This is a genomic window from Pseudonocardia sp. Cha107L01, assembly GCF_052566575.1.
Map to the genome: position 1 here is coordinate 9,745,993 of NZ_CP199579.1, position 26,101 is coordinate 9,772,093.

Sequence of the window (26,101 nt, forward strand, 5' to 3'; positions counted from 1 at the left end):
CCGGCGAGGCTGCACGATGCAAGCAGGACCGGCGGACGGAGCACGGATGGAACACGAACAGCCGCCGACCGTGCACGATCACGCGGCGCCGAACGATCACGCGGCGCCGAGCCACGGGCACGGGCACGGGCACGGGCACGGGCACGGGCACGATGAGCCAGGCAGCGCCCGTCGTCGACCCGCCCGATGGGCCCGAATCAGCCATGCACTCACCCCGCACAGCCACGACACGGTGGACCGGATAGACACCGCGCTGCGCACCAGCACGCTCGGGTTGCGCACCGTGGCGTGGTCCTTCGCGGTGCTCGCGGTGACGGCGGTCGGGCAGCTCGCCGTGGTGGCCGTGTCCGGCTCGGTCGCACTGCTCGGCGACACCATCCACAACGCGGCCGACGCACTCACCGCCGTACCGCTGGCGGCCGCGTTCTGGCTGGGCCGCCGGCCGGCGAGCCGCCGCTACACCTACGGCCTCGGCCGGGCCGAGGACCTGGCCGGGGTGGTCGTCGTACTGGTGATCGGGACGTCCGCCGTGCTGGCCGGCTACCAGGCGATCCACCGACTGCTGCATCCGCAGCCGATCACCCACCTCTGGGTGGTCGCGGCCGCCGGGCTGCTCGGGTTCGCCGGCAACGAGGCGGTGGCCCGGCTGCGGATCGGGGTGGGCCGCCGGATCGGCTCGGCCGCGCTGGTCGCCGACGGTGTGCACGCCCGCACCGACGGGTTCACCTCGCTCGCGGTGCTGGCCGGCGCGATCGGCGTGGCGCTGGGGTTCCCGGTCGCCGACCCGCTGATCGGGCTGGCCATTGCGGTGATGATCCTGCTAGTGGCCAGGGACGCCGCCAGGGACGTGCTGCGCCGGCTGATGGACGCGGTGGACCCGGCCGCCGTCGCGCTGGCCCAGCGAGCCGCGGCGGCGGTGCCCGGCGTGCGCACCACGGACCAGCTGCGGATGCGCTGGATCGGCCACGAGCTGCACGCCGAGCTGGCCGCCGGGGTGGACCCGGAACTCACCGTCGAACAGGCCCACCGGCTGGCCCACGACGTCGAACACGCCCTGGTGCACGCGGTACCCCGGCTGACCAACGCCGTGGTGCACGTCGAACCGGCCGCCCTGGCCGCCGCCGCCCACAACACGCTCGCCCACCACCGCTGACCCCCGTGACTGGTGAGTGGTCCTATCGGACCACTCGCCACTCACGAGTCGTGCCACGATGATCGGTATGACTGTGGTGCTGGTACATGGGAACCCGGAGAGCGACGCGGTGTGGGGCCCACTGGTCGCCGCGCTCGGCGAGCTGGGGCGCGACGACGTGGTCTGCCTGTCCCCGCCGGGGTTCGGCGCGCCGCTGCCCGAGGGGTTCGGTGCCACCGTCACCGAGTACCGGGACTGGCTGATCGCCGAGCTGGAGAAGTTCGACGCGCCGGTCGACCTGGTCGGGCACGACTGGGGCGGCGGGCACGTGGTGAACGTCGCGATGGCCCGCCCCGACCTGCTGCGCAGCTGGGCCACCGATGTGATCGGGCTCTTCGACCCGGAGTACGTCTGGCACGACCTGGCGCAGGTCTGGGTCCAACCGGGGGCAGGCGAGGAGCTGGTCGACACCATGATGGGTGGTTCGCTCAGCGAGCGTGCCGAGCGGCTCGTCGGGCTGGGTTTCAGCCCGGAGGTGGCCGAGCCGGTGGCCGCGGCGCAGGGTCCGGAGATGGGCCGCGCCATCCTCGCGCTGTACCGCTCGGCGCCGAGGGCGGTGCTCGACCAGTTCGCCGAGGGGCTGCCGGAGGCCGCGAAGACGCCGGGGCTCGCGTTGAGCGCCACCGAGGACCACTTCGTCGGCGCCGACGCGATTCGCCGCCGGGCCGCCGCCAGAGCCGGCGCCCAGTTCGAGGAGCTGGAGGGGCTCGGGCACTGGTGGATGGTGCAGGACCCGGCCAAGGGCGCCGAGGTACTCACCCGGTTCTGGGCGTCGATCAGCTGACGGCCTGGTGACGGCCTGGTGACGGAGCCTGACCCAGCGGGGGTACCGAGGTCACGGCGAGCAGGCCGTAACCTCGCCCGCGCCGACTTCGTTATCAAAGCAAGGCTGCCGGCCGGTGCGCGCTCTTGACACAGCCGCGACGCGTCATCCTTCGCGTCCACGCTCGGCCGGCAGCTCGAAAACATCTTCACCCCGCGTAGGCCGCTGACCTAGCCGCGCCACGCCGAATACCCGATCGAGTCGCTCGGTCAACCCGTTCTGGTTACCCAACGGCGTCGCGAACTCTCCCGTGGTCGCCCGGGCCCACGTTCGGTCGGACGCTCCCTAGGACGGCGGGGCGGGCAGCAGCGCCCGGCCGAGCCGGGCGGCGGCATCCACCACCAGGTGCTCCGGCGGTGCCGGGTCCCGGCCGAGCGCCTCGGCCAACATCGCGTGCAGCGCGCCGATGATCGCCGCACCGGCGAGCCCGGCGTCGATGGCCGGGTCGAGCTGCCCGGTGCGCTGGCCGTGCCGGATGTTGCGGGCGGCCGCGTGCGCCTGCTCGCGCTGCCGGATGGCGCCGGCCCTGGTCGCGGCGGCCTCGTGCAGCAGCCCGGTGGCCACCGACCGGCCCAGTGGGTGGGTGTAGAGGAAGTGGACCTCGCGCCGCAGCCGGAGCACCTCGCGCTCCAGCCACGGCAGCTCCCCGTCGACCGGGGCGTCGAAGACCTCGGCGGAGTACTGGTCCCAGAAGTCGTGCACCACCGCCTCGACCAGCCCGTCCTTGCCCTGGAAGTAGCGGTACAGCACGCTCGGCGCGACGCCCGCGCGCTCGGCGACGGCGGCGATCTCGATCGACCCGTGACCGGCGAGCTCGTCGCGGGCGATGTCCAGCAGCCGCTGGCGGGTGGCCTGCCCCTTGCGGGTCAGCTGCTGTGCTCGGGGCATCTCGCTCCGGTGTCCACTCCGGTGCTGTCCACGGTGTTGTCCACGGTGTTGTCCACGGTGTTGTCCACGGTGTTGTCCACGGCCAGCATCGGCTGCCAGGGCAGCGGGGAGCCGTCCCGCCAACTGTCCGGCAGGATCTCCATCGCGGTGTTGAAACGCTGCCAGCCGATGGCGAACCCGATGGTCATGCCGAGGTCCAGGATCTCGTCGTCGCTGAAGTGTTCGCGCAGCCGCTGGTACTCCGTGTCGTCGAACCCCGTGTGCTCACCGCGGAGCCGGTCGGCGAAGGCCAGCGCCGCCTTGGTCCGCGCGGGCAGGTCCGAGCGCTCGTAGTCGAACAGCTTCTCCAGCACGGCAGCCCCCTCCCCCGCTGTGGCGTCCCCCGCCAGCGCGGCGCGCGAGGTGACCGCGCTGCAGTGCAGGCACCGGTTGTTGTACGCGAGCTTCTTGCGCACCAGCTCGAAGAGCTCCGGCTCGATCAGCGACCCGCCGCCGTAGATGTAGCGGATGAAGCCCCAGGTGGCATCGAGCACGCCGGGGCGCCGGGCCAGCGTGAGGAACAGGTTGTCGTCCTCGTAGGCGTTGGCATACCACCGGTCCAGCCGTTGGCGCAGTCGCTCGTCCAGCTCCTCCCGGCGCGCTTTCGGCAGGAACCCTCGGTCGTTCGTCATGGCAATACCTCCCGCTGAAGCCGCCGGTCTCAGGGCGTGATCACGTGGTCGGGGTTCGGCCGGTGCTCCGGCGGGGCCTGGCTGTAGTCGCCGAACGGGCCGTCCCGCTCGGTGATCACGGCCCGCACGCTGTCGTTCTCGGCGATCTCGATGAAGCGCCGGGCGTCCGGGGTGTTGCGCATCAGCCCGTCCAGGATCGGCCCGAGCGTCTGGGTCGAGGAGATGCCCATGTTCTCGTAGGCGTGGTTGACCACCAGCTTCATCGCCGACAGCTGCGACAGCGGGATCGAGGCCAGCTGCCTGGCCTGCTCGGCCACGGTCACCTCCAGCTCGGCGAAGGGCACCGAACGGTTGATCAGCCCGACCTCGGCGGCCTGCGCGCCGGTGAGCGGCTTACCGGTCAGCGCGAACTCCTTCGCCCTGGTCAGCCCCAGTCGGTAGAGCCACATGCCGGACAGGTAGCAGCCCCACATCCGGCTGTACGGGGTGCCGAACACGGCGTCGTCGCTGGCGATCACGAGGTCGGCGCAGAGCGCGAAGTCGCTGCCGCCGCCGACGCAGTAGCCGTGCACCTGGGCGATGACCGGCTTCGGCGAGCGCCAGACGCTCATGAACTGCTGGGTCGGCGAGATGGCGGCCGCGGTGGCGAACACAAAGTCCTTGCCAGGATCCCACTGCCCGTCGGTGGCGAGCTGGTCGTCCCAGTGGTGGAAACCGCCGCCGAAGTTGTAGCCGGCGCAGAAGCTGCGCCCCGCGCCGCGTAGCACGATGACCGAGACGTCCGGGTCGCGCACCGCGAGGTGAACGGCGGCCTGCACCTCGTCCGGCATCGGCGGAATGATCGTGTTCAGCTGCTCCGGCCGGTTCAGGGTGATCGTGGCGATCTTGTCCGCCACGCCGTAGAGCACCGTCTCGAACTCGGGAGCCGTCATGCCGGAAAGCTAGCCGGGCCCCGCATCTCGGTCAAGAAGTGACTTCACTTTTCTTTTCTTCCGGGCTTCATGCCGGACTTGTTGCCGTGGTCCGGACACGCGTCGGCCCCACCCCCGAGTCGGGAGTGGGGCCGGGCGCAGCTGGGTTGCCGTACAGGCTGTCGGTGCCCGTCAGAGACCGCCGAAGAGGCCTCCGCGATGGCCACCGCCACGGTGTCGGTTCGACGGCGCGTAGTCCGCCGTGGAGTCGTCGACGACCTGCACCTCGTCGCCGATGTTGAGGTTGTTGTAGAAGTACCGCGCGTCCTGGTTGGCAAGTCGCACGCAGCCCGCGGTCCGGTTGGTCGCCACACCCCCACCGTGGAAGGCCACCCCGGACTTGGTGAAGAACACCGAGTACGGCATCGCGGACGGCGCACCCTCGGCGTCGGTGGTCTCGGTGCTGCGGTGGTCCAGGTCCTTGGACAGCACGTGGAAGGTGCCGGTCGGGGTGTCCTCACCCGGGCCGCCGGTGGAGACCGCGAGCGGGCCGCGCACCACCCTGCCGTCCTCGATGAACCAGGCCTTGCCGTCGAACCCCCGGTCGCCGACCGCGACACAGGCGACCACACCACGGTCGCACGGCGTGCCGGGCACCAGGGACGAGTGGCCCGCGGCGGGCGCCTTCAGCGGGCTCGCCTGGGCGGGCGTCGACCCCATGAGCGGGACAGCCACCAACGCGGCCACCGCACCGAGGCTGGCAATCAGCCACATCCGCCGCGATACGCGACGGGTCGCACGATGGCTGGTCATGCGCACCTTCCAGACATGCGAAGTCCTCTCCCGCGTACGTCAACCCGCTAAATGGCGGAACCATATCGAGGCAGTTTGGCGTAACCGTAGGCGACCCCCCGATTACGGAAGGTATCCATTTGGTTGACCGAAACGGGTGCTGAACCGGCGCTGACCTGGAGTCGAGTCATCCATTCGGCCGCGCGGAGTGATCACCGAGAGGCAGCAGCGTAGCGGGCCGGGCGGTCGGGTCGACAAGCGCCGCCCCCGGCCACCCGGCACCGCAGCGCAGCCCGCCGGCAGTCAACCGCATCGTCACACGCTCGCTCACACGGCACTGCCGGATGGTTCACCAGGTCGGCGGCGAGAGGCGCGGCCGACCATCCACAGAGGGAGAAACCGATGCCACTCGTCAACGTGAAGCTGATCGAAGGTGTGTTCACCGATGCCCAGAAGACGGAGATGGTCAAGTCGATCCCTACCGCACCACCGCCCCCGACGCGGTGCTGGGCGCCGTCACCTTCGGCCGGCCCATCGACGACCCGCCGCCGGAGGCCCCCGGCGAGCAGTGAGCCGGCCGAGCAACGGAACCACCAGCAGCAGCAGGACGGCGACCTCGGCGAGCAGGCTGAGAAGAGCCTGCGGCGCGGGGCTGAAGCCGCGTTCGACGAAGCCGAAGATCCCGATGGTGCGGGACAGGACGAACCCGACCAGGGCACCGGCGGCGAGCGCGGCCGCTCCGAGGCGCAGGATCGCCGGACCGCTCACCAGCAGCAGCACGGCGACCGCGAGGGAGCCGCTGGCCTGGAGCAGGAAGGCGGGCCCGATCAGCGGGATGACGCGATAGCCGTGCAGGTAGAGCTGGGCGTGCAGGTAGCCGCTGGTGGCAAGGCACACCGCCGCGGCGATCCGGCTGACCGCGGCGTGGACCGGAGTGACGGTGCCGGTGGTCATGCCAGCTTCCGGTCTCGAACGGCCAGCACGTGCTGGCCGGGCTGATAGGTCACGTCGCGGATGCCCAGTGCGTCGCCGAGCTGTCCCGCCGGCAGGGTCAGCGGGACCGGGGCGGGTCCCTGCCCCGGGTGGGGCAGCGGGTAGGCGGTGGTGGTGGCGCTGTGGAAGGTGACGTTGCCCTCCGTCTTGGAGAACAGCTGGTGCACGTGCCCGTTGAGGCAGGTCACCGAGGAGAAGCGGCGCAGGTAGGACAGCGCCTGCGTGGCGTCGTCGGTGCCCCAGCCCCACGTCGGGTACATCGCGAACAGCGGAATGTGGCTGAACACCACGATCGGCGTGTCGCTGGACAGGCCGGCGACGTCACGCTGGATGAAGTCGAGCTGGTCGACGCCGAGGTGGCCGAGCTTCTCCAGCGCCAGGGTGTTGACCAGCGCGATTACGTGCACGCCCTTGATGTCGAAGCTGTACCAGCCGTCGCCTCGACTGCCGGCGCCGAACGTGGCCCGGTACTTCTGGCCGTGGTCGTCGACCGAGTCGTGCTCACCGGGCACGACGAACACCTTCCCGGTACGCAGGCCGCCGAGCATCTGGTGGACCTGGTCGAACTGGGCCGGCGTGGACAGGTGTGTCAGGTCGCCGGTGTGCATGACGAAGTCGGGGCGGAAATCCAGCGCGTTGACCTGGTCGATCGCGCGCGAGAAGGAGCCGGTGACGTCGAGGTTGGCGGGCCCGTGGAAGCCGATGTGGCTGTCGCTGAGCTGGACGAACCGCAGCTCGTTCGGGTCGGCCGCCGCCGTCGCCCCGGCGCTGCCCCCGACGTGGCTGATCACCTCGCCACCGGCCACGGTGAGTACCACGGCGGCCCCGAACCAGGCGCCGTGGCGCAGCAGCTGCCGGCGGTTCATGCCGCCGGGTTGCCCAGTTCCCGACTCGTCCCGGGGCGCGCTCACGGGGTCACCACGACGGTGGCGGTCATGAACGGGTGGATGGTGCACAGGTAGTCGAAGTGGCCCGCCTTGGTGAAGGTGTAGCGGTAGGTCTGGCCGGTGGTCAGCGGTGCGGAGTGGAACGGCCCGTCGTTCATCGCGGTCACGGTGTGCGGGTCCTGGTCCTGGTTGGTCCAGGTGACGGTGCTGCCGACCTTGACGGTGACGGTGGCCGGGGAGTACGCGAAGTTCTGGATGGCCACGGTGTCGGTGGCCACCGGCGCGTCGGGCGCCGCCGCCGCGCCGGGCGCCTGTCCTGCCATGCCCGCCATCCCGGCCATCCCTGCCATCCCGGCCGTGCCGGTAGTGCCCGTCGCGGCCTGGGCCGGCTGCGCGTTCGCGGTGTCGGCCGCCGGTGCGGTGTTGGAGGTCGTCGCGCAGCCGGCGAGCACGCCCGCACCCGTCGCGATGGAGACCAGTAGGAAAACCATCCTGGGAAGGACCCAGGACCAGGACTGCCGCATGGTGTGCCCCTTGTCCGGCCCGACCTGCTCGGGCCGTCGGCGGACCCGCCCGTTGCGGGTCACGCTCCTAGATAGGGACGGGGGTTACAGCGGCGTCCGGCGGACGTGTCGCTCAGGCGACGGGGCCGGGCGGGGCGAAGACCTGCACCGTCCCGTCCACCTCGCGGACCTGCAGGTGCGGCAACGGGCGGGGCGCAACCGCGAGCTGGTAGTGCAGCAGCTGCCCGCCGAGGGCGAAGGAGGCGTTGTGGCACGGGCAGTCAAGCCGCCGGGCCGCCGCGTTGAGGGCGAGCCGGCAGCCCAGGTGGGTGCACACCCCCGAGACCGCGCCCAGCTGGCCTTCGTTGCGGGCCACGAACCCGATCACGGTGCCCAGGTCGAAGGCCCGCACCCCGCCTTCCGGGAGGTCCGCGCTGGCCACGACGGTGTGCCACTGCCCGGTGTTGGGCCTCAACGTCTCGTCCCCGCCGGCGTCGGAGGGGTGGGAGAGCACGTGGTCGACCCCGGCGCCGATCGCCGCCGCGCCCGCCGCGATCGAGGCACCCTGCACCAGCCGGCGCCGGGTCCGGTCCACCGCTGCGGGCGGTGGGGTCGGCGACGGGGTGTCCCGGTCGGCGTCGTCGCGCGCGAGCTCCTCGGCCAGCCGCCGGTGCAGACCGGTCACGAACTCCTCGCGGGGCGCCCCCGCTCCGGGACGGGCGGCCCGCAGCGCGATCGCCGCCCGCAGCTGGGCCGCGTCGTCGTCGTCGGCGCGGAACGGGCGCGGCCGCCGACCCCGCAGCAGGTCAGCCACGAACCGGCGCACGCCTCGCTCACTCACTCCTGCACCCCATCCACGAGCTGGGCGGCCCGGCGCAGCGCCCGATGCTGCAACACCTTCGCATTGCCCACACTGACCCCCAACGCGGCCGCTGCCTCGCGTACCGAATAGCCCTCCAGGAACCGCAACCGGAGGATGTGGCGGTACTGCTCCGGCAGCGCGGCCAGGATCTGTGCCGCCCGCCCCGCCGCCTCGGCGCCGGCCGGCTCCTCGGAGAGCACCCCGATCTCCGCGACGAACGAGGCCACCGACTCGGAGATGGTGGTGATCTCCCGTCCCAGGGTGCGCCGCCAGTACCCGGCCAGCACGGTCCGCGCCGTCGCCGAGAGGTACGCCCGCACCTCGGGCACGGTCGCCGAGACGCGCAGCGGGCGCAGCGCCGCCAGGAACACCTCCGCGGTCAGGTCCTCCGCGTCGGCCCGGTTGCCCACCTTGGTGAACATCAGCCGGTACACCCGATCCACGTTGTCGCGGTACACCGCCTCCCAGTCCGGGTAGACCTCGCCGCTGACCACCCGCAGGCCCGGCGCACCCTGGGCCGGGCGGGGCCGGGCGCCACCGGCACCGGACTCCCCGTCCGGGGTGTCCCCGGAACCGCGCCGCCGACCCCGGCCACGCTCGGGCCAACTCATCCCGCGAACCATGCCAACCCGCCCTCGCCCTCCGACGTCCGGGCCGGACCACACCGACACCCCGCCAAAAACCAGTACGCGCGGGGGTTACACCTTGGCAGCCCCACCGCGAGGCGGCCCACCGGGCGGGCCGGACGCATAGGCCTGCCCGAAAACGGGCATGGACATGAGGAACCCGACCACAGGAGGACTCATGGGACTCAACTACCGGGGCCGACGCAGGCTCGGTCCCCTCCCGATCTGGCGGAACGGTGACTCCTACACCCAGGACTGAGGCTGTCCGGAGGCCGGCACATCCCGGGAAAGGAAAACGGCCCCTGGGGGCTGGAACCCCAAGGGCCGTTCCTGGTAGCGGGGGTAGGATTTGAACCTACGACCTCTGGGTTATGAGCCCAGCGAGCTACCGAGCTGCTCCACCCCGCGTTGGTAATTCACAGTTTACACACCGGCCGCCGCACGTTTGCCCCGGGCCCCACGGTTGCATCGGACCCGGTCTGAAAAGGGTTCGTCCGCCTCTTTGCCGGCCGCTCGCGGTGGCGCCGCTCACATATCCGCCGACGGAATACCCAGGCCCGCGAAATGAAAAAACGGCCCTTGAGGGGCTGGAACCCCAAGGGCCGTTCGTGGTAGCGGGGGTAGGATTTGAACCTACGACCTCTGGGTTATGAGCCCAGCGAGCTACCGAGCTGCTCCACCCCGCGTTGGTAATTCGTACTTTACACACCGGGAAACGGCCGGCGAAGGGGACCCCCCTCCGCCGGCCGTTCCCAGCTCAGCCGCCGTTCGCGGGCGGTGCTGCCGGTGGCGCGGGTGCGGGTGCGGGCGCGGGCGCAGCCGGTGCCGGCGTCGCGGGTGCCGCCGGGGCCCCCGCCGCCGAGTTGAACCGCTTCACGGCCTTGTCGAGGTCGGCCAGTGCGGCGCCCTGGGCGGCAAAGTCACCGGACTGCTGCGCCGCCTTCAGTCGGGACAGTGCGCCGTTGATGTCCGTCACAGCGGCCTGCAACTGGCCGGCCCCGGCCGCCGCGGGGGACTGCGACGGCCCGCCCGCGGCCTGCGTGGGGGGCGTCCCGGTGGCCACACCGGGACCGAAAACCTCGTTGAGTGCCACGTCCAGCCGCGCGTCATAGCCGATCTTGCCGCCGAAACTCACCAACACCCTGGCCAATTGCGGGAACGACGATTCCTGATTGGCCCGTTCGATATAGATCGGTTCCACATAGAGCAGCCCGCCGGCCACCGGCAAGGTCAGCAGGTTGCCATAATCAATTGTTGTTTGATTTTGTCTGAGCAGGTTCAGCTGTTGGCTCACCTCAGGCAATGAGACGAACTGGTTCTGCACCTGTTGTGGACCCGGTGTCTGGGTATCGGCGGGTAATTGCAACACCGTCATCTGGCCGTAGCTGGTCGGATCCGAACTCACCGATACGTACGCCGACAGGAACGGTCTGCGCAGGCTGACCAGGGCACTCGTGAGCTGGAAGCTCGGGCCCTGCTGGCCGGGCAGCCCGGCCAGTACGTAGTACGGCGGCTGCGGGTCCGGCGCCGGGCCGGTGCCACTCACCGTCGGGTCGGACGGCACGTCCCAGAACGACACTGTGGAGAAGAACTCCGCGGGGTTCTGCACGTGGTAGCGGGTGAGCAGCTCGCGCTGCACCTTGAACTGGTCTTCCGGGTAACGGAAGTGCGCCCGCAGGTCGGGACTGATGTCGGTGGCCGGCTTGACCGTGCCCGGGAAGGCCTTCATCCAGGTCTTCAGCACCGGGTCGTTGCCGTCGAACGCGTAGAGGTTCACGGTACCGTCGTAGGCGTCCACGGTGGCCTTGACCGAGTTACGCAGGTAGCTGACCGTCTTGTTGGGCAGCCGGCGCACCCCGGGCAGGGTGTCCTGGGTGGCGTCGCCCAGCGACGTCTGCTCCGCGTACGGGTAGTTCTCCAGCGTGGTGTAGCCGTCGACGATCCACTGGATCCGGCCGTCGACCACCGCCGGGTACGGGTCGCCGTCCAGGGTCAGCCAGGGCGCGACCTGGCTGACCCGGTCGCTCGGGTCCCGCACGAACAGGATCTTCGAGTCGGCGTTGATCGAGCCGTTGAACAGGATGTTCCGCTCGCCGTAGGACATGGCGAACACCAGGCGGTTGAACAGGTTGCCCAGCGACACCCCGCCCTTGCCGGTGTAGGTGACCGCGTCGGTGTCGCTGTCGTACTCCCTCGGCGCATCGGTGGGCGGCGAGCCGACGATCGAGTAATCGGTGATCAGCTCGCCGTAGTAGATCCGCGGCTGGTTGACGACGATGTCGCCCTTGTTACTGGTGTCACTCACGGTGAAGTTCGGGTAGCCACCGGACCCGGCCGCCTCGTCCAGCGCGGAGTTGACCTGGTTGGCCGGCGCGGCGACGAACCCGTTGCCGTGGGTGTAGACCATGTGCCGGTTGATCCAGTCGGTCTGGTTGCCGGTCAGCGCGCTGCTGTCCAGCTCACGCGCCGCGACCACGTAGTCCTGCACGTTGCCGTTGACCGGGTAACGGTCGATGTCCAGCTTCGGCGGGAACCCGTAGAAGTTCTTGCGCTGCTCGAGCTGGGTGAAGGTCTTGGCCAGCTTGCTCGGGTCGAGCAGTCGCAGGTTGGAGATCGTCGCGGTGTCCCCGCGCACCGCGCTCGGCGTCGCGTTCGAGACCCCGGAGTAGTCCTGGTACTTGATTTTCTGCGGAGTGAGCCCGTAGGCGGCCTGGGTCGCCTCGATGTTGCGCTGGATCGGTATCGCCTCGCGCACGTTCGCGTTCGGCCGGACCACGAACTGCTCCAGGACGGCCGGCCAGGCGGCGCCGATCAGCACGCTGGACAGCACCAGCAGCGCGATCGCGATCGACGGCAGCTGCAGGTTGTGCCGGAACACCGCGGCGAAGAACGCCGCCGCGCAGATCAGCGAGATGAACAACAGGATGATCTTGGCGGGAATCACCGCGTTCAGGTCGGTGTAGCTCGCGCCGCTGAACACCCCACCGTTGTCACTGGAGGAGGACAACAGCGTGGAGTACCGGTCCAACCAGTAGGCCACCGCCTTGAGCAGCACGAAGACCCCGGCCAACACCGCCAGCTGGGCCCGCGCGGCGACCGAGACCTGACCGGCCCGCCCGGCCAGGCGCACCCCGCCGAAGATGTAGTGCGTGATCAGCGACGCCACGAAGCACAACGCCACCGCGACGAACATCAGGTCCAGCACCCAGCGGTAGAACGGCAGCTGGAAGGCGTAGAACCCGACATCCATCCCGAACACCGGGTCGGCGGTGCCGAACGGCGTCGAGTGCAGGAACATCTGCGCGGTCTGCCAGTCGCCCTGCGCGGCCAACCCCGCGATCACCCCGATCACCAACGGCACCCCGATGGCGAACACCCGCAACCGCTGGATGATCACCGTCCGGTACCGGGCAACCGGGTCCTCCGGGCCGCTCACCGGCACGAACACCGGCCGGGACCGGAAAGCCACCGCCAGCGTCGCCGCGAGCAGCACCGCGAACACCACCGCCACCAGCACGAACTGCACGATCCGGGTCAACACGATCGTGCTGAACACCTGCCGGTAGCCGACCTCGCCGAACCACAACCAGTTGACGTAGTAGTCCAGCAACCGGGAGCCGGCCAGTAAGGCGACCAGCGCGACACCGCCGACGACGAGCAGGATCCGGGTCCGCCGGGACAGCGCGGGAGCCCCAGTGGGGGGCGTCATCGCCACGAGGCACGCTCCAGTGTTGTTCGAGGCAGCTGCCGCGCTTCCGGGTGCCCTGCTCAACCCGACGGAGCGCGGATGACAACCTGTGTTTGTCCGTCCAACTCTACGGAGGGCGTATGGGGTTCCCGTTTCGGATGGGAGAATGTCGGCGATGAACGCCACCGAGCATTCCGCGGCCGACTGGTCCTCGGCGTTGCCGACCGCCGCACGGGAAGTGGAGGACTTCCTGTCCGAGTCCGGTTGGGACCAGCCGCCACAGCTGTTTGCGCTGGTCCCGACCGCGCAACTGCTTCAGGCCGAGCCCGGTTTGGCGACCCGGCTGGCGGTCGCCGAGGGGCTCACACCGGTCGCTCAGGACCCACTCACCGACGCGGACGTCGCCGAGAAACTCGCCGAAATTTGTTGGCCCGATGGGGTGACCGGCTGCGCCCTGGCCCAGGAGATCGTGGTCCTGCCGCCCGCGGCGGAGGCCGAACTGGATCAGGCGGTGGCCGGCGCCTCGGGCTCCCCGGACGATCTTGACCGGGTGGCGGTGCGGGTCGCGCAGCGCCACCCCGACCGCAGGGACGCCCGGCTGGTGGTCGCGGTGCTGCGCGCCGGCGGGCACTGCTGCCTGCTCCGGGTGCGGGGTACCGGCGACCAGCCGGACGAACTGGTGGAGCACCCGGACCTGGCGCCGAACATGGTGAACGCACTGCTGCGGACCCTCGATGTCGGTGAGCCCGTCTGAGGCCTAGGAGGGTCCTGAATGATGCCGCTCGTCGCGAGCGGTGATCCAGTCGGATGGATCGCAAGGCGGAGGAGTGGCCGATACCGGGTTTGTATCGGCCACGACGACAACGCCGCGAGGCGCCGACTGGGCGCCGCGCAGCAGAGCATGCATTGTTCAGGGCGCTCCTAGCTGGCCTGGCTCGGCCCGCTGAGCTCGTCGGGCGCGGTGCGCACGGCCCGGCCGAACCGGCTGACCGGCGCCAACGGCGTGGACCGGCGGCCGTGCACGATGGGCGCGACAGCGGCCGCCCGGTTGCCAACCCCGAGCTTGCGATAGGTCTTCTCCAGGTGTTTGGCCACCGTGCGCGGGCTGACCTGCAGGGCGTGCGCGATGGCGACGTTGGTACGGCCCGCCGCGACCAGGTCGAGCACCTGCCGCTCGCGGTCGGTCAGCGGGGCAAGCCGCTCCTGGGACGGGACCGCCAGCCGTTGTTCAACGCGGTGCAGGGTGCGGGCCCGCAGCAGCGCTTCGGCCAGCGGGCCGCGCAGCAGGTCGAGCACGTCGCGGTCGGATTCGGTGAAGTCGCCCCGTTCGCGGTTGAAGGCGAACGCCCGGCTGCTCGTCGGCGAACTGGGCAGGTGCACCCCGAGCACGTGCTCGGTGGGGCGGGGCCGGTAGCACTCCTGGTAAATGTCGAGGCGGTGCCAGTCGGTGCGGCTGACCACGTCGCTCATCCGCACCGCGCGGCCGTCCCCGGAGCGGCGGTAGTGGTTGAGCAGCGGGTGCTGGTCGACGTTCTCGCTGAACGCCTGGTAGTTCGAGACGGCGAGAGTGCCGTCCGGGTAGTCGGAGTACCTGATCCGACCGGACGGCAGGTCGACCTCGGTGAATGTGAGGATGTCGCAGCCGATCAGGCGGGCCAGGCTGGTCAGTGCGACCTCGGTGAAGGCCGCCGGGTGATCCAAGTCGGCCAGGTCCGCGACGACGGCGATCACCCGTTCGACCGTGCGCATAGACAGGTACATGGTGGCCTTCCCGACGATGGACACCCGCGCCATCCGCAATACAGCGCAACGCACGGTGCTCCCGGGAGCGGGTGAGGTCAAGGGGAACAATCCATTTGCCGGCACAAGGAACGCGCGGCCGCCGAGGCCGGGTACCCTCCACGCCACCCGCTCGACACTGGGAAGCAGCGTGAGTCCCACCGTCGTCGTCGCGCTCGTGTTGCTGCCGGCCGCCATGTACGGCCTGGCCCTCGCGCTCGCCGCGACCCGGACCTGGTTGGGCATCACCGGCATCCCGAGGGCGCGCAACGTCGTCCGCGCGGCGCGGCTCGGGCGGGCCAACCGGCACAGCGAACGGGAACACCGGAGTGATCCCGAGGGCCCCGGTCGCGGGGCGGTCTAGCCGTCCAGGCCGTCGAAGGCGCTCAGGTAGCGCCGGGTGATCCACCGCTGCACCAGCCGGCCGGCCGGGCCGCCGAGCCGGGCGTACCAGGTGGCCGGGCGCGAGAAGGCCAGAATCGTGCACCACACGTCGCCGGCCGCGTCCCTGGTCACCACGAACGCCTCCTCGCCCCGCTCGGGGTGCCCGGGCAGCGTGCCGTAACCGAAGCCGGCCCGGTCCGCCTCGTCGACGGTCCACACCACCCGGCACGGCGCGGTGATCGGCACCGGACCGATCCGCGTGGTCACCAGGACGGTCTGCCCCACCTCCGGTACCGCGTCCAGTGGGTACACCGTGGCCCCGGCGCTGAACTGCATGCCCCAGCCCAGCACGACCGTCCGGGCGGCGCGCCAGGTCCGCTCGCCGTGGCCGATCCGCACCCGGCGGCGCAGTACGTGGAAGCCGGTGGGCAGACCGGCGCCGTCCAGGCCTGGTTCCGCCTCGGCCCCGCCGAACACCGCCGCCCGGGTGGCGCCCACCTCGGGGTAGCTCGGGGCCGCGGCGTCGGCGCGCCGGTACCGCTCGGTCAGCATGTCTGCTCGCTTAACACTCTCGGTCGACACTCTCGGTCGACACTCTCGGTCAACAGGGCCGCTCAACTGGGTCGGACCAACCGGGCGGACCAACGGGGCCGCTCAGCTGCAGGACGGCGCCGGGCGGTTCTGCTTGAGCGCGGTCAGCGAGTCCACCGCATCGCTCAGGTTCGTCACCTTGATCAGCTGCAGCCCGGCGGGGGTGTGCGCGGCCGCCTCGGCGCAGTTCGCCGCCGGGACCAGGAACACCGTCGCGCCGGCATGCCGGGCGGCGATCATCTTGAGCGGGATGCCCCCGATCGGGCTGACTACGCCGGTCGGCCCGATCTGGCCGGTGCCGGCGATGAACTTGCCGCCGGCCAGGTCGTCCGGGGTCAGCTTGTCGATCACCGCGAGGGCGAACGCCAGCCCGGCGGACGGCCCGCCGATGTCACCCAGGCTGATCACGATCTGGTTCGGGTCCGCCGGGCGCCCCTCCGGGGTGATGCCGAGGAAACCCTGCGGGCCGTCCGGCCGGCCCGCGATGGCCGGCCGTGCCCCGACGGTCACGGTGCCCTGGGTCGCCGGGGCGTCACCGCGCTGGAAGCTGACCGGGATCTGGTCACCGGGGCGGGTGGTCGTCAGGATCTGGCTGACCTGCCCCGGCGAGGTGACCGGCTGGCCCTTGACGCTGAGGAGCTGGTCGCCCTCCTTGAGCACGTTGGCCGCCGGGGCGCCCGCGCTGAGCGGCCCGACCACCACCTTGACCGGTTCGTGCAGGTAGCTCAGCGCGGCGACCTCGGCGTCGTTCTCCGAGTCGGTGAACTGGGTGGTGTTCTCCTGCTCCACCTGCTGGTCGGACTTGCCCGGCGGGTAGATGGCCGCGCGGGGCACCAGCTCGCGCTCCGGGTCCGCCCAGAACTCCAGTGCGGTGACCGCGGTGAGCCCGTCGGTGACCGCGACCGTGGTCATGTTGAGGTGGCCGGTGGTCGGGTAGGTCTGCCGACCGGTGATGCTCACTACTGGCTTGCCGTCGACCGCACCCAGGGTGTCAAAGGTCGGGCCGGGCCCCAGCGCCACCAGCGGCACCCGCACGACGCCCGCGAGCACACCGACGGCCAACACCACCAGCAGACCGATCACAAGGGTTCTGGTACGTCGCACCGGTTCAGCCTACGGCCGATCTCGCGGACCGCTCGCGGCACCGCCGCGTACCGTGGTGCTATGAGCGAAACCCCGTTCGGATTCGGGCGTCCCGACCGCGATCGGGACGACGACCGAGATAAGAACAAGGATCAGAACCGCGACAGCAACGCCGAGCAGGGCTCCGGTGGCGCCGCTGACGGTCCTCAGGACCCGTTCGGCTTCGGCACGCCCGGCGGCCTCCCCGGTGGTCTCCCCGGCGGATTCGGGCTGCCCGGCATGCCCGGTATGCCCGGCGCGGGCCCTGGCGGCGGGTTCGACATGGGCCAGCTCGGCCAGATGCTGAGCCAGCTCGGGCAGATGCTCAGCCAGGCCGGCACGTCGTCCGGCCCGGTCAACTACGACCTCGCCAAGCAGCTCGCGGTTCAGCAGCTGGCGCACTCGCGCACGCCGACCAGTGAGCAGCGCACCGCCGTGGCGGATGCGTTCGCGCTGGCCGAGCTCTGGCTCGACCCGGCCACCTCGTACCCGACGGGTACCAAGAAGGTCGTGGCCTGGTCGCCCAAGGACTGGGTGGACGCGAGCATGCCGACCTGGCAGCGCATGTGCGACCCGGTCGCCCAGCGGGTGTCCGGCGCCTGGCTGGAAGGTCTGCCCGAGGAAGCCCGGCAGGCCGCCGGCCCGATGCTCGCGATGTTGGGCCAGATGGGCGGGCTCGCCTTCGGCAGCCAGCTCGGCACCGGGCTGTCCCAGCTGGCGACCGAGGTACTCACCTCCACCGAGGTCGGGTTGCCGCTGGGCCCGGTCGGTACCGCCGCGCTACTGCCGGCCGCGATCGAGTCGTTCACCGCCGGGCTGGACCGCCCGGCCAGCGAGGTCATGGTCTACCTGGCCGCCAGGGAGGCCGCGCACCACCGCCTGTTCACCCATGTCCCGTGGCTCGTGCAGCGCCTGGTCGGCGCCATCGAGGAGTACGCCAGGGGCATCAAGGTCGACACCTCCCGGATCGAGGAGATCGCCGGCCAGATCGACCCGTCGGACCCGCAGTCGCTGGAGTCCGCGATGCAGTCCGGCCTGTTCGAGCCGCCGACGACCGAGGAGCAGCTCACCGCGCTGACCCGGCTGGAGACACTGCTGGCGCTGGTCGAGGGCTGGGTCGACGTGGTGGTCACCGACGCGGTGTCCGGTCGGCTGCCGGGCGCGGACGCCCTGCGCGAGACGCTGCGCCGGCGCCGGGCCTCCGGTGGGCCCGCCGAGCAGACCTTCGCCACCCTGGTCGGCCTCGAGCTGCGGCCCCGGCGGCTGCGCGCCGCCTCCGAGCTGTGGCGGTTGCTCACCACCGAGTGCGGCACGGTCGGGCGCGACGAGGTCTGGGCGCACCCGGACCTGATCCCCGACGTCGAGGACCTGGACAACCCGGCTCAGTTCGTGGAGCGGCGCAAGTCCGACGTGTCCGACCCGATCGCCGAGCTGGAGCGCACCGAGGAGGCCGAGCACTCCCGGGGGCAGCAGGCCGCGGCGGAGTCCGCCGGCGAGGCGTCGCCCGGCGCGTCGCCGGGTGCCGAGTCGGCTGGCGAGCGCGAGTCGGGTCCGGACAAGGGCAAGCCCGGTTCGGGCAAGGGCGAGCCCGACGGCGGTGAGCCCGGTTCGGGCAAGGCCGACGGGGGCGAGCCCACCAGCTGACCTCGGCAGCTCGCCCGGTCGGCGGCGCGCCAGCGTTCCCTGGCTTGTGCACCGAGCGCAGCCTGTGGATAACTTCCTCGGACCATCCGCGCCGCGCGCCATGCTCGATGTCATGACCCCGCACCCGCCGGCCGCCGCCCCACCGACAGCCGCCCCACCGACACCCGCCGCCCCACCGACACCCGCCACTCCAGCGACGCCCGCGGCCGCGCCCGAGCCGGGCGATAGCACGGCACCGGCCCAGCACTCGGCAGCCGTCCTACCAGCTCCAGCGGCGCCGGCCGCGCCGGCGTTTCTCCGGCTCCGGCCGCACCATCCGGTGGTCCGCCGGGGGCCGGGTGCCGTCCAGTTCGGGTTGGTGCCCGGCCGAGCGATCGAGGCGGCGGGTCTGCCACCGCCGTTGCGGACGATGCTGCTGGAGCTGCACGGCACCTGGCGTCGTGGAGACCTGCTGGCGCGGGCCGTCGAGCTGGGCGCCGACGAGGACGCCGCCGATGCCCTGCTGACCGAGCTGCACTCCGTCGGCGCGGTGCTGGACGCGGCCGAGCAGAAGCGTGCGCTGGCTGCCCGGCGGTCGGCGTGCGTCCTGGTCAGCGGCACCGGGTCGCTCGTCGCCGGGGTTGCCTGCGGGCTCGCGGCGGCGGGGGTCGGCAGCCTGTACGTCGTCACCGAGGGTGAGGTGCGCGCCGAGGACGTCGGCGCCGTGGCGGCGGCCGACCTGGGGCGCCCGCGCGCGCAGGCAGTGATCGCCGCCGTGCGGCGGATCGCGCCGAGCGCGCGGGTCCGGGTCGGGTCGCCGCGCAGGCGGCCGGATCTCGCGGTGCTCACGGATGCCCTGCACCCGGATCCTCAGCACCACCAGGATCTGGCCTCCCGGGGAGTGCCCCAGCTGGTCGTCCGGGTGACCGACGAGATCGGCCTGGTCGGGCCACTGGTGCTGCCCGGCCGCTCGGCGTGCCTGCGCTGCCTCGATCTGCACCGCGCGGCCGCTGACCCGTGCTGGCCGACCGTCGCGGCCAGGCTCGCCGGCTGGGTGGGCTCGGCGGGACCGGCCACCGTGGTGGCTACCGCCGCGCTGGCCGTCGAACAGGCGCTGCTCGCGGTCGACGCGGTGTTCGGTGCCGATCCGCCACCCACCCTGGACGGCGTGCTGGAGCTTGATCTGCGCCGCGGTGGGCTGCGCCGCCGTCGGTGCGCGCCCCATCCGGACTGTCGGTGCGGCGCAGCTCACACCCACCCGGACGACGTCGTGTACAGGACCACGACCAGCGCCTTGATCCCCCGGCCCGGCGAACCCGAAGCCGCCACGGGCCAGCCGACGTGCACGGCAAGGAATGGACAGTAGACAATTACCAGGTGTCCGATATCCCCAGGAGCGGAGTGCAACGCACCGCGAAGCTGGCCAGCCTGCCACTAGGGGTCGCTGGCCGCGCGGCGGCCGGCTGGGGTCGTCGACTGGTCGGCGGCGACGGCGAGCAGATCTCCGCCCAACTGTCCGCCCGCAGCGCCGAGCAACTGTTCGCCGTACTCGGCGAGCTCAAGGGCGGCGCGATGAAGTTCGGCCAGGCGCTGAGCATCTACGAGGCGGCCGTCCCGGACGAGTTGGCCGAGCCCTACCGGGAGGCGCTGACCAAGCTGCAGAGCGCCGCGCCGCCGATGCCGGCCAGCGAGGTACACCGGGTGCTCGCCGAACAGCTCGGCCGGAACTGGCGAGAGCGGTTCGCCGACTTCGACGACGAACCGACGGCGGCGGCCAGCATCGGTCAGGTACACCGGGCGACCTGGCACGACGGCCGGGACGTCGCGGTCAAGGTGCAGTACCCCGGTGCGGACGAGGCGCTGCTCGCCGACCTGCGCCAACTCGGCCGGTTCAGTCGGCTGATCCAGCCGCTGGTGCCGGGCATGGACGTCAAGCCGCTGATCGCCGAGCTGCGCGACCGGATGACCGAAGAGCTGGACTACCGGGACGAGGCGAACAACCAGCGGGCGTTCGCCGCCGCCTACGCCGACGACCCGGAGATCAAGGTTCCGAAGGTGGTGGCGTCGGCCCCGAAGACCGTGGTCAGCGAGTGGGTGACCGGCACCCCGCTATCCAAGATCATCCGAGACGGCGACCAGGCGACCAAGGACGAGGCCGGTCGGTTGCTCTCCGAGTTCCACTACTCGTCGCCGCCCAGGACCGGGTTGCTGCATGCGGACCCGCACCCCGGCAACTTCCAGCTCATGGCCGACGGCCGCATCGTGGTGATGGACTTCGGCGCGGTGGCCCGGCTGCCGGACGGCTCACCGCGCGTGCTGCAGCACATGACGCGGATGGCGCTGCAGGGTGACTCCGCGCAGCTGATGGAACTGCTGAGCAAGGAAGGCTTCGTCCGCCCCGGCATGCGCGTCAACCCGGACGATGTGCTGTCCTACCTCGCTCCGTTCGCCGAGCCGCTTCGCTACGAGCGGTTCCGCTTCAGCCGGCGGTGGCTGCAGCGCCAGGCCGAGCGGGTCGGCGACCTGCACAGCCCGGACTTCCGCACCGGCCGGGCGCTGAACCTGCCACCGCAGCACCTACTGATCCATCGGGTCACCTTCGGCACCCTCGGCGTGATGTGCCAACTCGGCGCCGAGGTGGCACTGCGCGGCATCGTGTCCCGGTGGCAGCCGGCGATCACCGAGGGCTCGGAAGCGGAGCCCGCACCCGAGGCCTAGCCCGCGTCCGAGGTCCAGCCCTCGTCCGAAGCGGGAGCCCGCATCCGAGGTCCAGCCCTCGTCCGAAGCGGGAGCCCGCGTCCGAGGTCCAGCCCTCGTCCGAAGCGGGAGCCCGCGTCCGAGCGGTGGCCCATCGAACAGAAGGGCGGATCCTCGGCAGCGGACGTTCCCGCGCGCCGAGGACCCGCCCCGGGATGGGGACCCGACACAGGTCCCGCTGACTGGCTAAGGCCGAGGTCACACCACCCGGCGGGCGCGCTCGGCACGCTCATTGGCGTACCGGGCGAGCCACGCCCACCGGCGACCGGCAACCAACCGCCGGACAACCCGGTCGTGGCGGGCGGCTTCCTCGGCCTCGCGCATTCGCGCTCTGGCCAGTGCTTCGTAGAGCAACATCTGGTGTACCCCCGGTTCGATACCGCTCGGCCGGCCTTCGTTCGCTCGAACATTCACGTCAGTGACCACTGGTTCTCCCTCTCCGTGCCGCCACCGCGGCCCATCCGCACCGCCACCGCCCGCACCGCCACCGCCCGCACCGCCACCGCCACCGTCGCCGCGGCTAGAGCGGTGCGCCCGCCTCGGCCAGCGCACGGTCGCGTGCCAGAGCCGCCTTGCTCGGCCGGCCGCGGGGACGCTTGCGGGCGACCACGCTGCCGCGTTGGAAGATCTCGCCGCCCCAGACGCCCCACGGCTCGGCCCGCCGGACCGCGCCGGCAAGGCACTCGGCCCGTACCGGACACGCCGCACAGAGCGACTTCGCACGCTCCAGCTCGGCCGGTGTGTCGGCGAACCACAGATCGGCGTCCTCGGCTCCCCGACAGGGCAGAGTCGACTCGTCACGGGGTTCCGCGACGAGCAACTCACCGAGACCAACGACGGGGTCACCGTCGAATCCCGATGTCAGCGCCCCACCATCTAGCGGGACGTTTCGTACTAACACTGTGTTTCCTCCTTCTCGACGTACGAGCTGGGAGTTGATCTGGAAAAACAGAAAGGCCGCGGTCCCGATTACGGGTCCGCGGCCTTTGAAAGAGCCGAGTGAGCGTCCTTGACAGGTCAAGGGCATCGCTCCGAGGCGGACACGTATGGGGGCTTGTTGGCCGGGATATCGGTCATGCGCGGGGCGCCGAAGGCAGACGTCTGCCCGTGGCGCTGCCACGCGGAGACAGTCCGCGGCCCGACGGGAGCCGCGACCGGGAGCCCGAAGCGGGCGTAGACGGGAGTCAGCTTCATCCTGTCCACCCCCCCTCCGGGTAGCACAGCGGCGCGGAATCAACATCGCGCCGGAGTGAGCGCAGGGCCACCTGACCCGGCTATGAAGAAGACCTTAGAAGTACCTGCGTCCGGCAGGCAACCGAGTTTTTACAAAAGAATCTCGGCGGCCGGAAAATACGCCGCTCGAGCGACCTGCCGGGACAGCGCCCGGCCCCCGGCGGCGCCTCCCGGGGCTCAGGTCAGCTCGAGTCCTCGGCGGTCACCAGCGCGAGCACATCGGGGCCGTAGCGGTCCAGCTTGCGGGCGCCGATGCCGGGAATTCCCACCAGCCCGGCGTTGTCCACGGGGCGGTGCTCGGCGATCGCGGCCAGCGTCGCGTCGGTGAACACCACGTACGTCGGCACCTGCTGTTGCTTCGCGGTGGTGCTGCGCCAGGCCTTGAGCCGGTCCAGCAGCTCGACGTCGACGTCGGACGGGCAGTCCGAGCAGCGGCGCATCTTCAAGGCGTCGACACCGATGAGCGGTGAGCCGCAGATCCGACATTTCGGCTTCGACCCGCCCCGCCCGGTCGCCACCCGCGCCTCCGGATCGTGATCCGGGATGAGCCCGTAGAGGAACCGGCTGCGCCGCCGGTGCCGCCGCCCGCCGGCCGCCCGGGACAGCGCCCAGGACATCGCCAGGTGGCGGCGCGCCCTGGTCACGCCGACGTAGAGCAGCCGGCGTTCCTCCTCGATCTTGGCGTCGTCCCCCTCCGCGTGCTGGATCGGCAGCGTGCCGTCGACCAGGCCGACCAGGAAGACCGCGTCCCACTCCAGCCCCTTGGCCGCGTGCAGGGAAGCGAGCGTGACGCCCTGCACGGTCGGCGGGTGCGACGCGTCTGCCCGGGTGGCCAGCTCGACAGCGAACCGGGCGAGGTCGGCATCCGGCTCGTCCCGCGCGAGCTCCCTGGCCAGCCCGACCAGGGCGTCCAGCGACTCCCACCGCTGCCGGCCGGCCGAGCCCGCCGCCGGCTCGTCGGTCAGCCCGAGTGGCACGAGCACCGCGCGGACCGCCTGGGCCAGCGCGCTCGGACTGTCGGCGTCCCCCGCACCGTCGCCTGCCACCGCCACGGCGCCGCCGACCACCCCGTCACCGCCAACCGCCCCGTCACCGCCAACCGCCCCGTCACCGCCGGTCACTCCGTCACCGCCGGCCGCGCGGCGGTCACCGGCTCCGCGCACAGCCGCACCGTCAGCGCCGGGCCGGGGCGCGTTCGCGCCGGCGGAGCGCAGCGTCACCATGGCCTGCCGCACCTCGGGCCGGGCGAAGAACCGCTCCCCGCCGCGGACCTGGAAGGGCACACCGGCGTCGTCCAGCGCGCGCTCGTACACCTCGGACTGCGCGTTCACCCGGAACAGCACGGCGATCTCACTGGCCGGGATGCCATCGCTGATCATGCGGCGGATCGAGGCGGCCACCGCACTGGCCTCGGCCGGCTCGTCGTCGTACTCCTTGAAGGTCGGCTCCGGCCCCGGCGGCTGCTGGCCCTCCAGCCGCAGCCGGGTGCCCGCCGTCTGGCCGCGCGCGGCGGAGATCACCGTGTTCGCGGCGGCCACCACCTGCGGGGTGGACCGGTAGTCGCGCTGCAGCCGCACCACCACCGCGTCCGGGAAGCGGCGGGAGAAGTCGAGCAGATACCTCGGCGTGGCGCCGGCGAACGTGTAGATCGTCTGGTTCGCGTCGCCCACCACGGTGAGGTCGTCGCGCTCGCCCAGCCACGCGTCGAGCACCCGCTGCTGAAGGGGCGTGACGTCCTGGTACTCGTCCACCACGAAGCAGCGGTACCGCTCCCGGAACTCGCCGGCGACCTCCGGGTGCGTCTCCAGCGCGGCGGCGGTGTGCAGCAGCAGGTCGTCGAAGTCGAGCAGCCCGGAGGAGTTCTTCAGCGCCTCGTAGCCGGCGTAGACCTTGGCCACCAGCTCGGCCGCGGCCGGCACGTCCCGGCGGACCCGCGCCACCTCGGCCGGGTAGCGCTCCGGCGTGATCAGGCTGGCCTTGGCCCACTCGATCTCGCTGGCCAGGTCGCGCAGTGACTCGGTGTTCGTGTCGGCCCCGGCCCGGTGCGCCGCCTGGCCCACGGCACGCAGTTTGCCCTCGATCAGCTGCCACTGCTCGTCGCCGACCACCCGGGGCCAGAAGTAGCGCAGCTGACGCAGCGCGGCGGCGTGGAACGTGCGGGCCTGCACCCCGCCGACGCCGTAGCTGCGCAGCCTGGTGCGCAGCTCCCCGGCCGCCCGCGCGGTGAAGGTGACCGCGAGCACCTGACCGGGCGCGACGTGGCCGGCGCTGACCAGGTGGGCGATCCGCCGGGTGATCGTGCGGGTCTTCCCGGTGCCGGCGCCGGCCAGCACGCAGACCGGGCCGCGCCGCGCGGTGACCGCCGCCTGCTGCTCAGGGTCGAGGGCAGAATCCAGTTCGGCGGGCATGACCGCATCTTCTCAAGTGGGTCCGACGGCCCGCCGACGGCTATCCACAGTTCGGCCGAAGCGCGCCGGGCTCGTTCCGAGCATCCGGGCGAAGTGCCTGGTCAGGTGGGACTGGTCGTAGAACCCGGCCTCGGTGGCCACCTCGGCGGGGCGCCGGCCGTCGAGCAGCAGCCGCCGCGCCAGCTCGACGCGACGCCCGGTCAGGTAGCGGTGCGGCGGCATGCCGTGGCGATGGGTGAACGCCCGGACGAGGTGCGTCGGGTGCGCGTGCAACCGGCGGGAGGCCTCGTCCAGCGTCACACCGTCGACCACGTGCGCGTCCAGCAGATCCCGGAGCAGGTCGGCCAGCCCCGGGTCGCGGGCCACCGGCGGCACCGCGACCCGCCCGAGCAACTGTTGGCGCAGCCGCTCCTGGATCAGCGCCAACCTGCTCTGCGCGGCGAGCAGCTCCCCCGGCTGCGCCAGTGCGTCGTGCAGCTGGTGGATCCGCAGCCGCAGCGCCGGGTCCGCCCAGCCCGGGCGGTCCACCGCGGCACCGATCAGCTCCGCGCCGAGCAGGTCGGTGTCCAGGTAGAGCACCCGCTTGCGGAACCCGTGCGGAGTGGCCGCCCGGCCGTCGTGCGCCACGTGCGGTGGTAGCAGCGTGACCTGCGAGCGCAGCGCGCCGTGGTGGTGCCGGTCCAGGTCGAACCGCACCGCGCCGTCGTCCACGATCAGCAGCGTCCAGGCGTCATGGGTGTGCGCCGGGTAGGCGTGGTCGACGAAATGCGCGTGGAACACCTCGGTGACCCCCGGCACGTCCGGGCGCCACGCGGTGACCTCGGCACGGGTGGCTGGGCCGATGGCGGACCGGGTGGCTGGGTGGGTGGCCACGCAAAGAACGTACAAGACCGGGGCCACCGCGGCGCGGCACAGTGCTCGGTGTGGATACAGCCGACCAACCCATCCGGTTCGACACCAAGATCGCGGTGCTGCTGCGCGACGACCTGCAGACCTGGCAGCGGCTCAACGTGACCGCGTTCCTCGTCAGCGGGCTCGCCGCGACCTTTCCCGAGCTGATCGGCGAGCCCTACCAGGACGCCGACGACACGCTGTACCTGCCGATGTTCCGCCAGCCGGTGCTGGTCTTCGCCGGTTCGAAGGAGATCCTCGGCGCCGCGTACTCCCGGGCGTTGGGTCGGGGGGTGCCGATGGCGGTGTTCACCTCGGACCTGTTCAGCACCGGCAACGACCGGGACAACCGGGCCGCCGTCCGCGCGTTGCGCTCGGCCTCGCTCGACCTGGTCGGACTGGTGGTACACGGCCCGCGCAACGCGGTCGACAAGATCGTCAAGGGTGCGCGGTTGCACGAGTGATCATCTCGGGGAA

General features: G+C 71.6%; 25 protein-coding genes and 2 tRNA genes. 8 read left to right on the forward strand and 19 right to left on the reverse strand.

The annotated features are described in order from the left end of the window. Nucleotides 1–46: 46 nt before the first annotated feature. Nucleotides 47–1,153 carry a cation diffusion facilitator family transporter gene (locus ACTXG6_RS45940; protein ID WP_445185581.1) on the forward strand — a complete coding sequence of 369 codons (1,107 nt, stop codon included), beginning with the start codon at nt 47–49 and terminating at the stop codon, nt 1,151–1,153. 67 nt (nt 1,154–1,220) lie between these two features. Next, nucleotides 1,221–1,976, forward strand: coding sequence for an alpha/beta fold hydrolase (locus ACTXG6_RS45945; RefSeq protein WP_445185582.1), 756 nt, complete (start codon nt 1,221–1,223; stop codon nt 1,974–1,976). Nucleotides 1,977–2,300: 324 nt separating this feature from the next. Here ACTXG6_RS45945 and ACTXG6_RS45950 read toward each other — a convergent pair whose 3' ends face one another. From ACTXG6_RS45950 to ACTXG6_RS46005, 12 genes are all read right to left on the reverse strand, one after another. Then, on the reverse strand, nt 2,301–2,903 hold the full coding sequence (locus ACTXG6_RS45950) for a TetR/AcrR family transcriptional regulator (RefSeq protein WP_445185583.1): 603 nt from the start codon (nt 2,901–2,903) through the stop codon (nt 2,301–2,303). Next, a complete protein-coding gene (locus ACTXG6_RS45955; RefSeq protein ID WP_445185584.1) occupies nt 2,882–3,574 on the reverse strand; it encodes a carboxymuconolactone decarboxylase family protein in 693 nt (230 codons plus the stop codon). Before ACTXG6_RS45955 ends, ACTXG6_RS45950 begins: the two co-directional genes overlap by 22 nt. A gap of 29 nt (nt 3,575–3,603) precedes the next feature. Beyond that, nucleotides 3,604–4,506 (reverse strand): crotonase/enoyl-CoA hydratase family protein, encoded by a 903-nt coding sequence (locus ACTXG6_RS45960; protein WP_445185585.1) that lies wholly within the window; start codon nt 4,504–4,506, stop codon nt 3,604–3,606. A 171-nt stretch (nt 4,507–4,677) separates the two neighbouring features. Continuing rightward, a complete protein-coding gene (locus tag ACTXG6_RS45965) occupies nt 4,678–5,298 on the reverse strand; it encodes a L,D-transpeptidase (RefSeq protein ID WP_445185586.1) in 621 nt (206 codons plus the stop codon). A gap of 495 nt (nt 5,299–5,793) precedes the next feature. Continuing rightward, entirely contained in the window at nt 5,794–6,231 is a 438-nt protein-coding gene (locus ACTXG6_RS45970; RefSeq protein ID WP_445185587.1) for a hypothetical protein, read from the reverse strand. Then, on the reverse strand, nt 6,228–7,181 hold the full coding sequence (locus ACTXG6_RS45975) for a metallophosphoesterase family protein (protein ID WP_445185588.1): 954 nt from the start codon (nt 7,179–7,181) through the stop codon (nt 6,228–6,230). Before ACTXG6_RS45975 ends, ACTXG6_RS45970 begins: the two co-directional genes overlap by 4 nt. Further along, nucleotides 7,178–7,744 (reverse strand): cupredoxin domain-containing protein, encoded by a 567-nt coding sequence (locus ACTXG6_RS45980; RefSeq protein WP_445185589.1) that lies wholly within the window; start codon nt 7,742–7,744, stop codon nt 7,178–7,180. Before ACTXG6_RS45980 ends, ACTXG6_RS45975 begins: the two co-directional genes overlap by 4 nt. A gap of 49 nt (nt 7,745–7,793) precedes the next feature. Next, the gene (locus ACTXG6_RS45985; protein ID WP_445185590.1) at nt 7,794–8,501 is read right to left on the reverse strand and encodes a QcrA and Rieske domain-containing protein; all 708 of its coding nucleotides are present in this window, start codon (nt 8,499–8,501) and stop codon (nt 7,794–7,796) included. Beyond that, nucleotides 8,498–9,133: an RNA polymerase sigma factor gene (locus ACTXG6_RS45990; RefSeq protein ID WP_445185591.1), complete on the reverse strand. Its 636-nt coding sequence runs from the start codon at nt 9,131–9,133 to the stop codon at nt 8,498–8,500. Before ACTXG6_RS45990 ends, ACTXG6_RS45985 begins: the two co-directional genes overlap by 4 nt. Nucleotides 9,134–9,479: 346 nt before the next feature. After that, nucleotides 9,480–9,556: transfer RNA gene (locus tag ACTXG6_RS45995), tRNA-Met, on the reverse strand. A 201-nt stretch (nt 9,557–9,757) separates the two neighbouring features. Continuing rightward, nucleotides 9,758–9,834 (reverse strand) — tRNA-Met (locus tag ACTXG6_RS46000). A 71-nt stretch (nt 9,835–9,905) separates the two neighbouring features. Continuing rightward, entirely contained in the window at nt 9,906–12,857 is a 2,952-nt protein-coding gene (locus ACTXG6_RS46005; RefSeq protein WP_445185592.1) for a UPF0182 family protein, read from the reverse strand. Between the two features lie 154 nt (nt 12,858–13,011). Between ACTXG6_RS46005 and ACTXG6_RS46010 the strand changes: the two genes are divergently transcribed. Continuing rightward, nucleotides 13,012–13,590, forward strand: coding sequence for a PPA1309 family protein (locus ACTXG6_RS46010; RefSeq protein ID WP_445185593.1), 579 nt, complete (start codon nt 13,012–13,014; stop codon nt 13,588–13,590). A 167-nt stretch (nt 13,591–13,757) separates the two neighbouring features. Here the strand turns inward: ACTXG6_RS46010 and ACTXG6_RS46015 are convergent, their stop codons facing one another. After that, complete coding sequence (locus ACTXG6_RS46015; RefSeq protein WP_445185594.1) at nt 13,758–14,621, reverse strand: LuxR C-terminal-related transcriptional regulator; 864 nt, start codon at nt 14,619–14,621, stop codon at nt 13,758–13,760. 145 nt (nt 14,622–14,766) lie between these two features. Between ACTXG6_RS46015 and ACTXG6_RS46020 the strand changes: the two genes are divergently transcribed. Further along, the gene (locus tag ACTXG6_RS46020) at nt 14,767–14,979 is read left to right on the forward strand and encodes a hypothetical protein (protein WP_445185595.1); all 213 of its coding nucleotides are present in this window, start codon (nt 14,767–14,769) and stop codon (nt 14,977–14,979) included. On the opposite strand, the gene ACTXG6_RS46025 is transcribed toward ACTXG6_RS46020, so the two are convergent. After that, entirely contained in the window at nt 14,976–15,551 is a 576-nt protein-coding gene (locus ACTXG6_RS46025; protein WP_445185596.1) for a DUF1990 family protein, read from the reverse strand. The genes ACTXG6_RS46020 and ACTXG6_RS46025 overlap by 4 nt on opposite strands. Nucleotides 15,552–15,653: 102 nt before the next feature. Next, nucleotides 15,654–16,694, reverse strand: coding sequence for a YlbL family protein (locus ACTXG6_RS46030; protein ID WP_445185597.1), 1,041 nt, complete (start codon nt 16,692–16,694; stop codon nt 15,654–15,656). A gap of 60 nt (nt 16,695–16,754) precedes the next feature. On the opposite strand from ACTXG6_RS46030, the gene ACTXG6_RS46035 reads away from it, so the two are divergent. The 3 genes from ACTXG6_RS46035 to ACTXG6_RS46045 all read left to right on the forward strand — a co-directional run bounded on the left by ACTXG6_RS46035 (nt 16,755) and on the right by ACTXG6_RS46045 (nt 21,053). Next, nucleotides 16,755–18,356, forward strand: a complete 1,602-nt coding sequence (locus tag ACTXG6_RS46035) for a zinc-dependent metalloprotease (protein WP_445185598.1) — start codon at nt 16,755–16,757, stop codon at nt 18,354–18,356. Between the two features lie 358 nt (nt 18,357–18,714). After that, nucleotides 18,715–19,701 (forward strand): TOMM precursor leader peptide-binding protein, encoded by a 987-nt coding sequence (locus ACTXG6_RS46040; RefSeq protein ID WP_445185599.1) that lies wholly within the window; start codon nt 18,715–18,717, stop codon nt 19,699–19,701. A gap of 11 nt (nt 19,702–19,712) precedes the next feature. After that, nucleotides 19,713–21,053 (forward strand): ABC1 kinase family protein, encoded by a 1,341-nt coding sequence (locus ACTXG6_RS46045; RefSeq protein ID WP_445185600.1) that lies wholly within the window; start codon nt 19,713–19,715, stop codon nt 21,051–21,053. 237 nt (nt 21,054–21,290) lie between these two features. On the opposite strand, the gene ACTXG6_RS46050 is transcribed toward ACTXG6_RS46045, so the two are convergent. The 4 genes from ACTXG6_RS46050 to ACTXG6_RS46065 all read right to left on the reverse strand — a co-directional run bounded on the left by ACTXG6_RS46050 (nt 21,291) and on the right by ACTXG6_RS46065 (nt 25,606). Next, nucleotides 21,291–21,449 carry a hypothetical protein gene (locus tag ACTXG6_RS46050; protein WP_445185601.1) on the reverse strand — a complete coding sequence of 53 codons (159 nt, stop codon included), beginning with the start codon at nt 21,447–21,449 and terminating at the stop codon, nt 21,291–21,293. Nucleotides 21,450–21,612: 163 nt separating this feature from the next. Then, entirely contained in the window at nt 21,613–21,993 is a 381-nt protein-coding gene (locus ACTXG6_RS46055; RefSeq protein ID WP_445185602.1) for a WhiB family transcriptional regulator, read from the reverse strand. A gap of 514 nt (nt 21,994–22,507) precedes the next feature. Then, nucleotides 22,508–24,733 (reverse strand): ATP-dependent DNA helicase UvrD2, encoded by a 2,226-nt coding sequence (locus tag ACTXG6_RS46060; RefSeq protein ID WP_445185603.1) that lies wholly within the window; start codon nt 24,731–24,733, stop codon nt 22,508–22,510. Between the two features lie 12 nt (nt 24,734–24,745). Further along, nucleotides 24,746–25,606, reverse strand: coding sequence for an AraC family transcriptional regulator (locus tag ACTXG6_RS46065; RefSeq protein ID WP_445185604.1), 861 nt, complete (start codon nt 25,604–25,606; stop codon nt 24,746–24,748). 50 nt (nt 25,607–25,656) lie between these two features. Here ACTXG6_RS46065 and ACTXG6_RS46070 point away from each other — a divergent pair, with 50 nt between their 5' ends. Beyond that, nucleotides 25,657–26,088, forward strand: a complete 432-nt coding sequence (locus ACTXG6_RS46070) for a DUF2000 family protein (protein ID WP_445185605.1) — start codon at nt 25,657–25,659, stop codon at nt 26,086–26,088. Nucleotides 26,089–26,101 lie beyond the last annotated feature (13 nt).

What these genes read in the sequence shown, in the direction of transcription:
- ACTXG6_RS45965 (WP_445185586.1), bottom strand. Translation starts at nt 5,298, where the DNA reads ATGACCAGCCATCGTGCGACCCGTCGCGTATCGCGGCGGATGTGGCTG.
- ACTXG6_RS45950 (WP_445185583.1), bottom strand. Translation starts at nt 2,903, where the DNA reads ATGCCCCGAGCACAGCAGCTGACCCGCAAGGGGCAGGCCACCCGCCAG.
- ACTXG6_RS45945 (WP_445185582.1), top strand. Translation starts at nt 1,221, where the DNA reads ATGACTGTGGTGCTGGTACATGGGAACCCGGAGAGCGACGCGGTGTGG.
- ACTXG6_RS46005 (WP_445185592.1), bottom strand. Translation starts at nt 12,857, where the DNA reads ATGACGCCCCCCACTGGGGCTCCCGCGCTGTCCCGGCGGACCCGGATC.
- ACTXG6_RS45940 (WP_445185581.1), top strand. Translation starts at nt 47, where the DNA reads ATGGAACACGAACAGCCGCCGACCGTGCACGATCACGCGGCGCCGAAC.
- ACTXG6_RS45955 (WP_445185584.1), bottom strand. Translation starts at nt 3,574, where the DNA reads ATGACGAACGACCGAGGGTTCCTGCCGAAAGCGCGCCGGGAGGAGCTG.
- ACTXG6_RS46035 (WP_445185598.1), top strand. Translation starts at nt 16,755, where the DNA reads ATGAGCGAAACCCCGTTCGGATTCGGGCGTCCCGACCGCGATCGGGAC.
- ACTXG6_RS46010 (WP_445185593.1), top strand. Translation starts at nt 13,012, where the DNA reads ATGAACGCCACCGAGCATTCCGCGGCCGACTGGTCCTCGGCGTTGCCG.
- ACTXG6_RS45990 (WP_445185591.1), bottom strand. Translation starts at nt 9,133, where the DNA reads ATGAGTTGGCCCGAGCGTGGCCGGGGTCGGCGGCGCGGTTCCGGGGAC.
- ACTXG6_RS46050 (WP_445185601.1), bottom strand. Translation starts at nt 21,449, where the DNA reads ATGTTGCTCTACGAAGCACTGGCCAGAGCGCGAATGCGCGAGGCCGAG.
- ACTXG6_RS46060 (WP_445185603.1), bottom strand. Translation starts at nt 24,733, where the DNA reads ATGCCCGCCGAACTGGATTCTGCCCTCGACCCTGAGCAGCAGGCGGCG.
- ACTXG6_RS45960 (WP_445185585.1), bottom strand. Translation starts at nt 4,506, where the DNA reads ATGACGGCTCCCGAGTTCGAGACGGTGCTCTACGGCGTGGCGGACAAG.
- ACTXG6_RS45970 (WP_445185587.1), bottom strand. Translation starts at nt 6,231, where the DNA reads ATGACCACCGGCACCGTCACTCCGGTCCACGCCGCGGTCAGCCGGATC.
- ACTXG6_RS46025 (WP_445185596.1), bottom strand. Translation starts at nt 15,551, where the DNA reads ATGCTGACCGAGCGGTACCGGCGCGCCGACGCCGCGGCCCCGAGCTAC.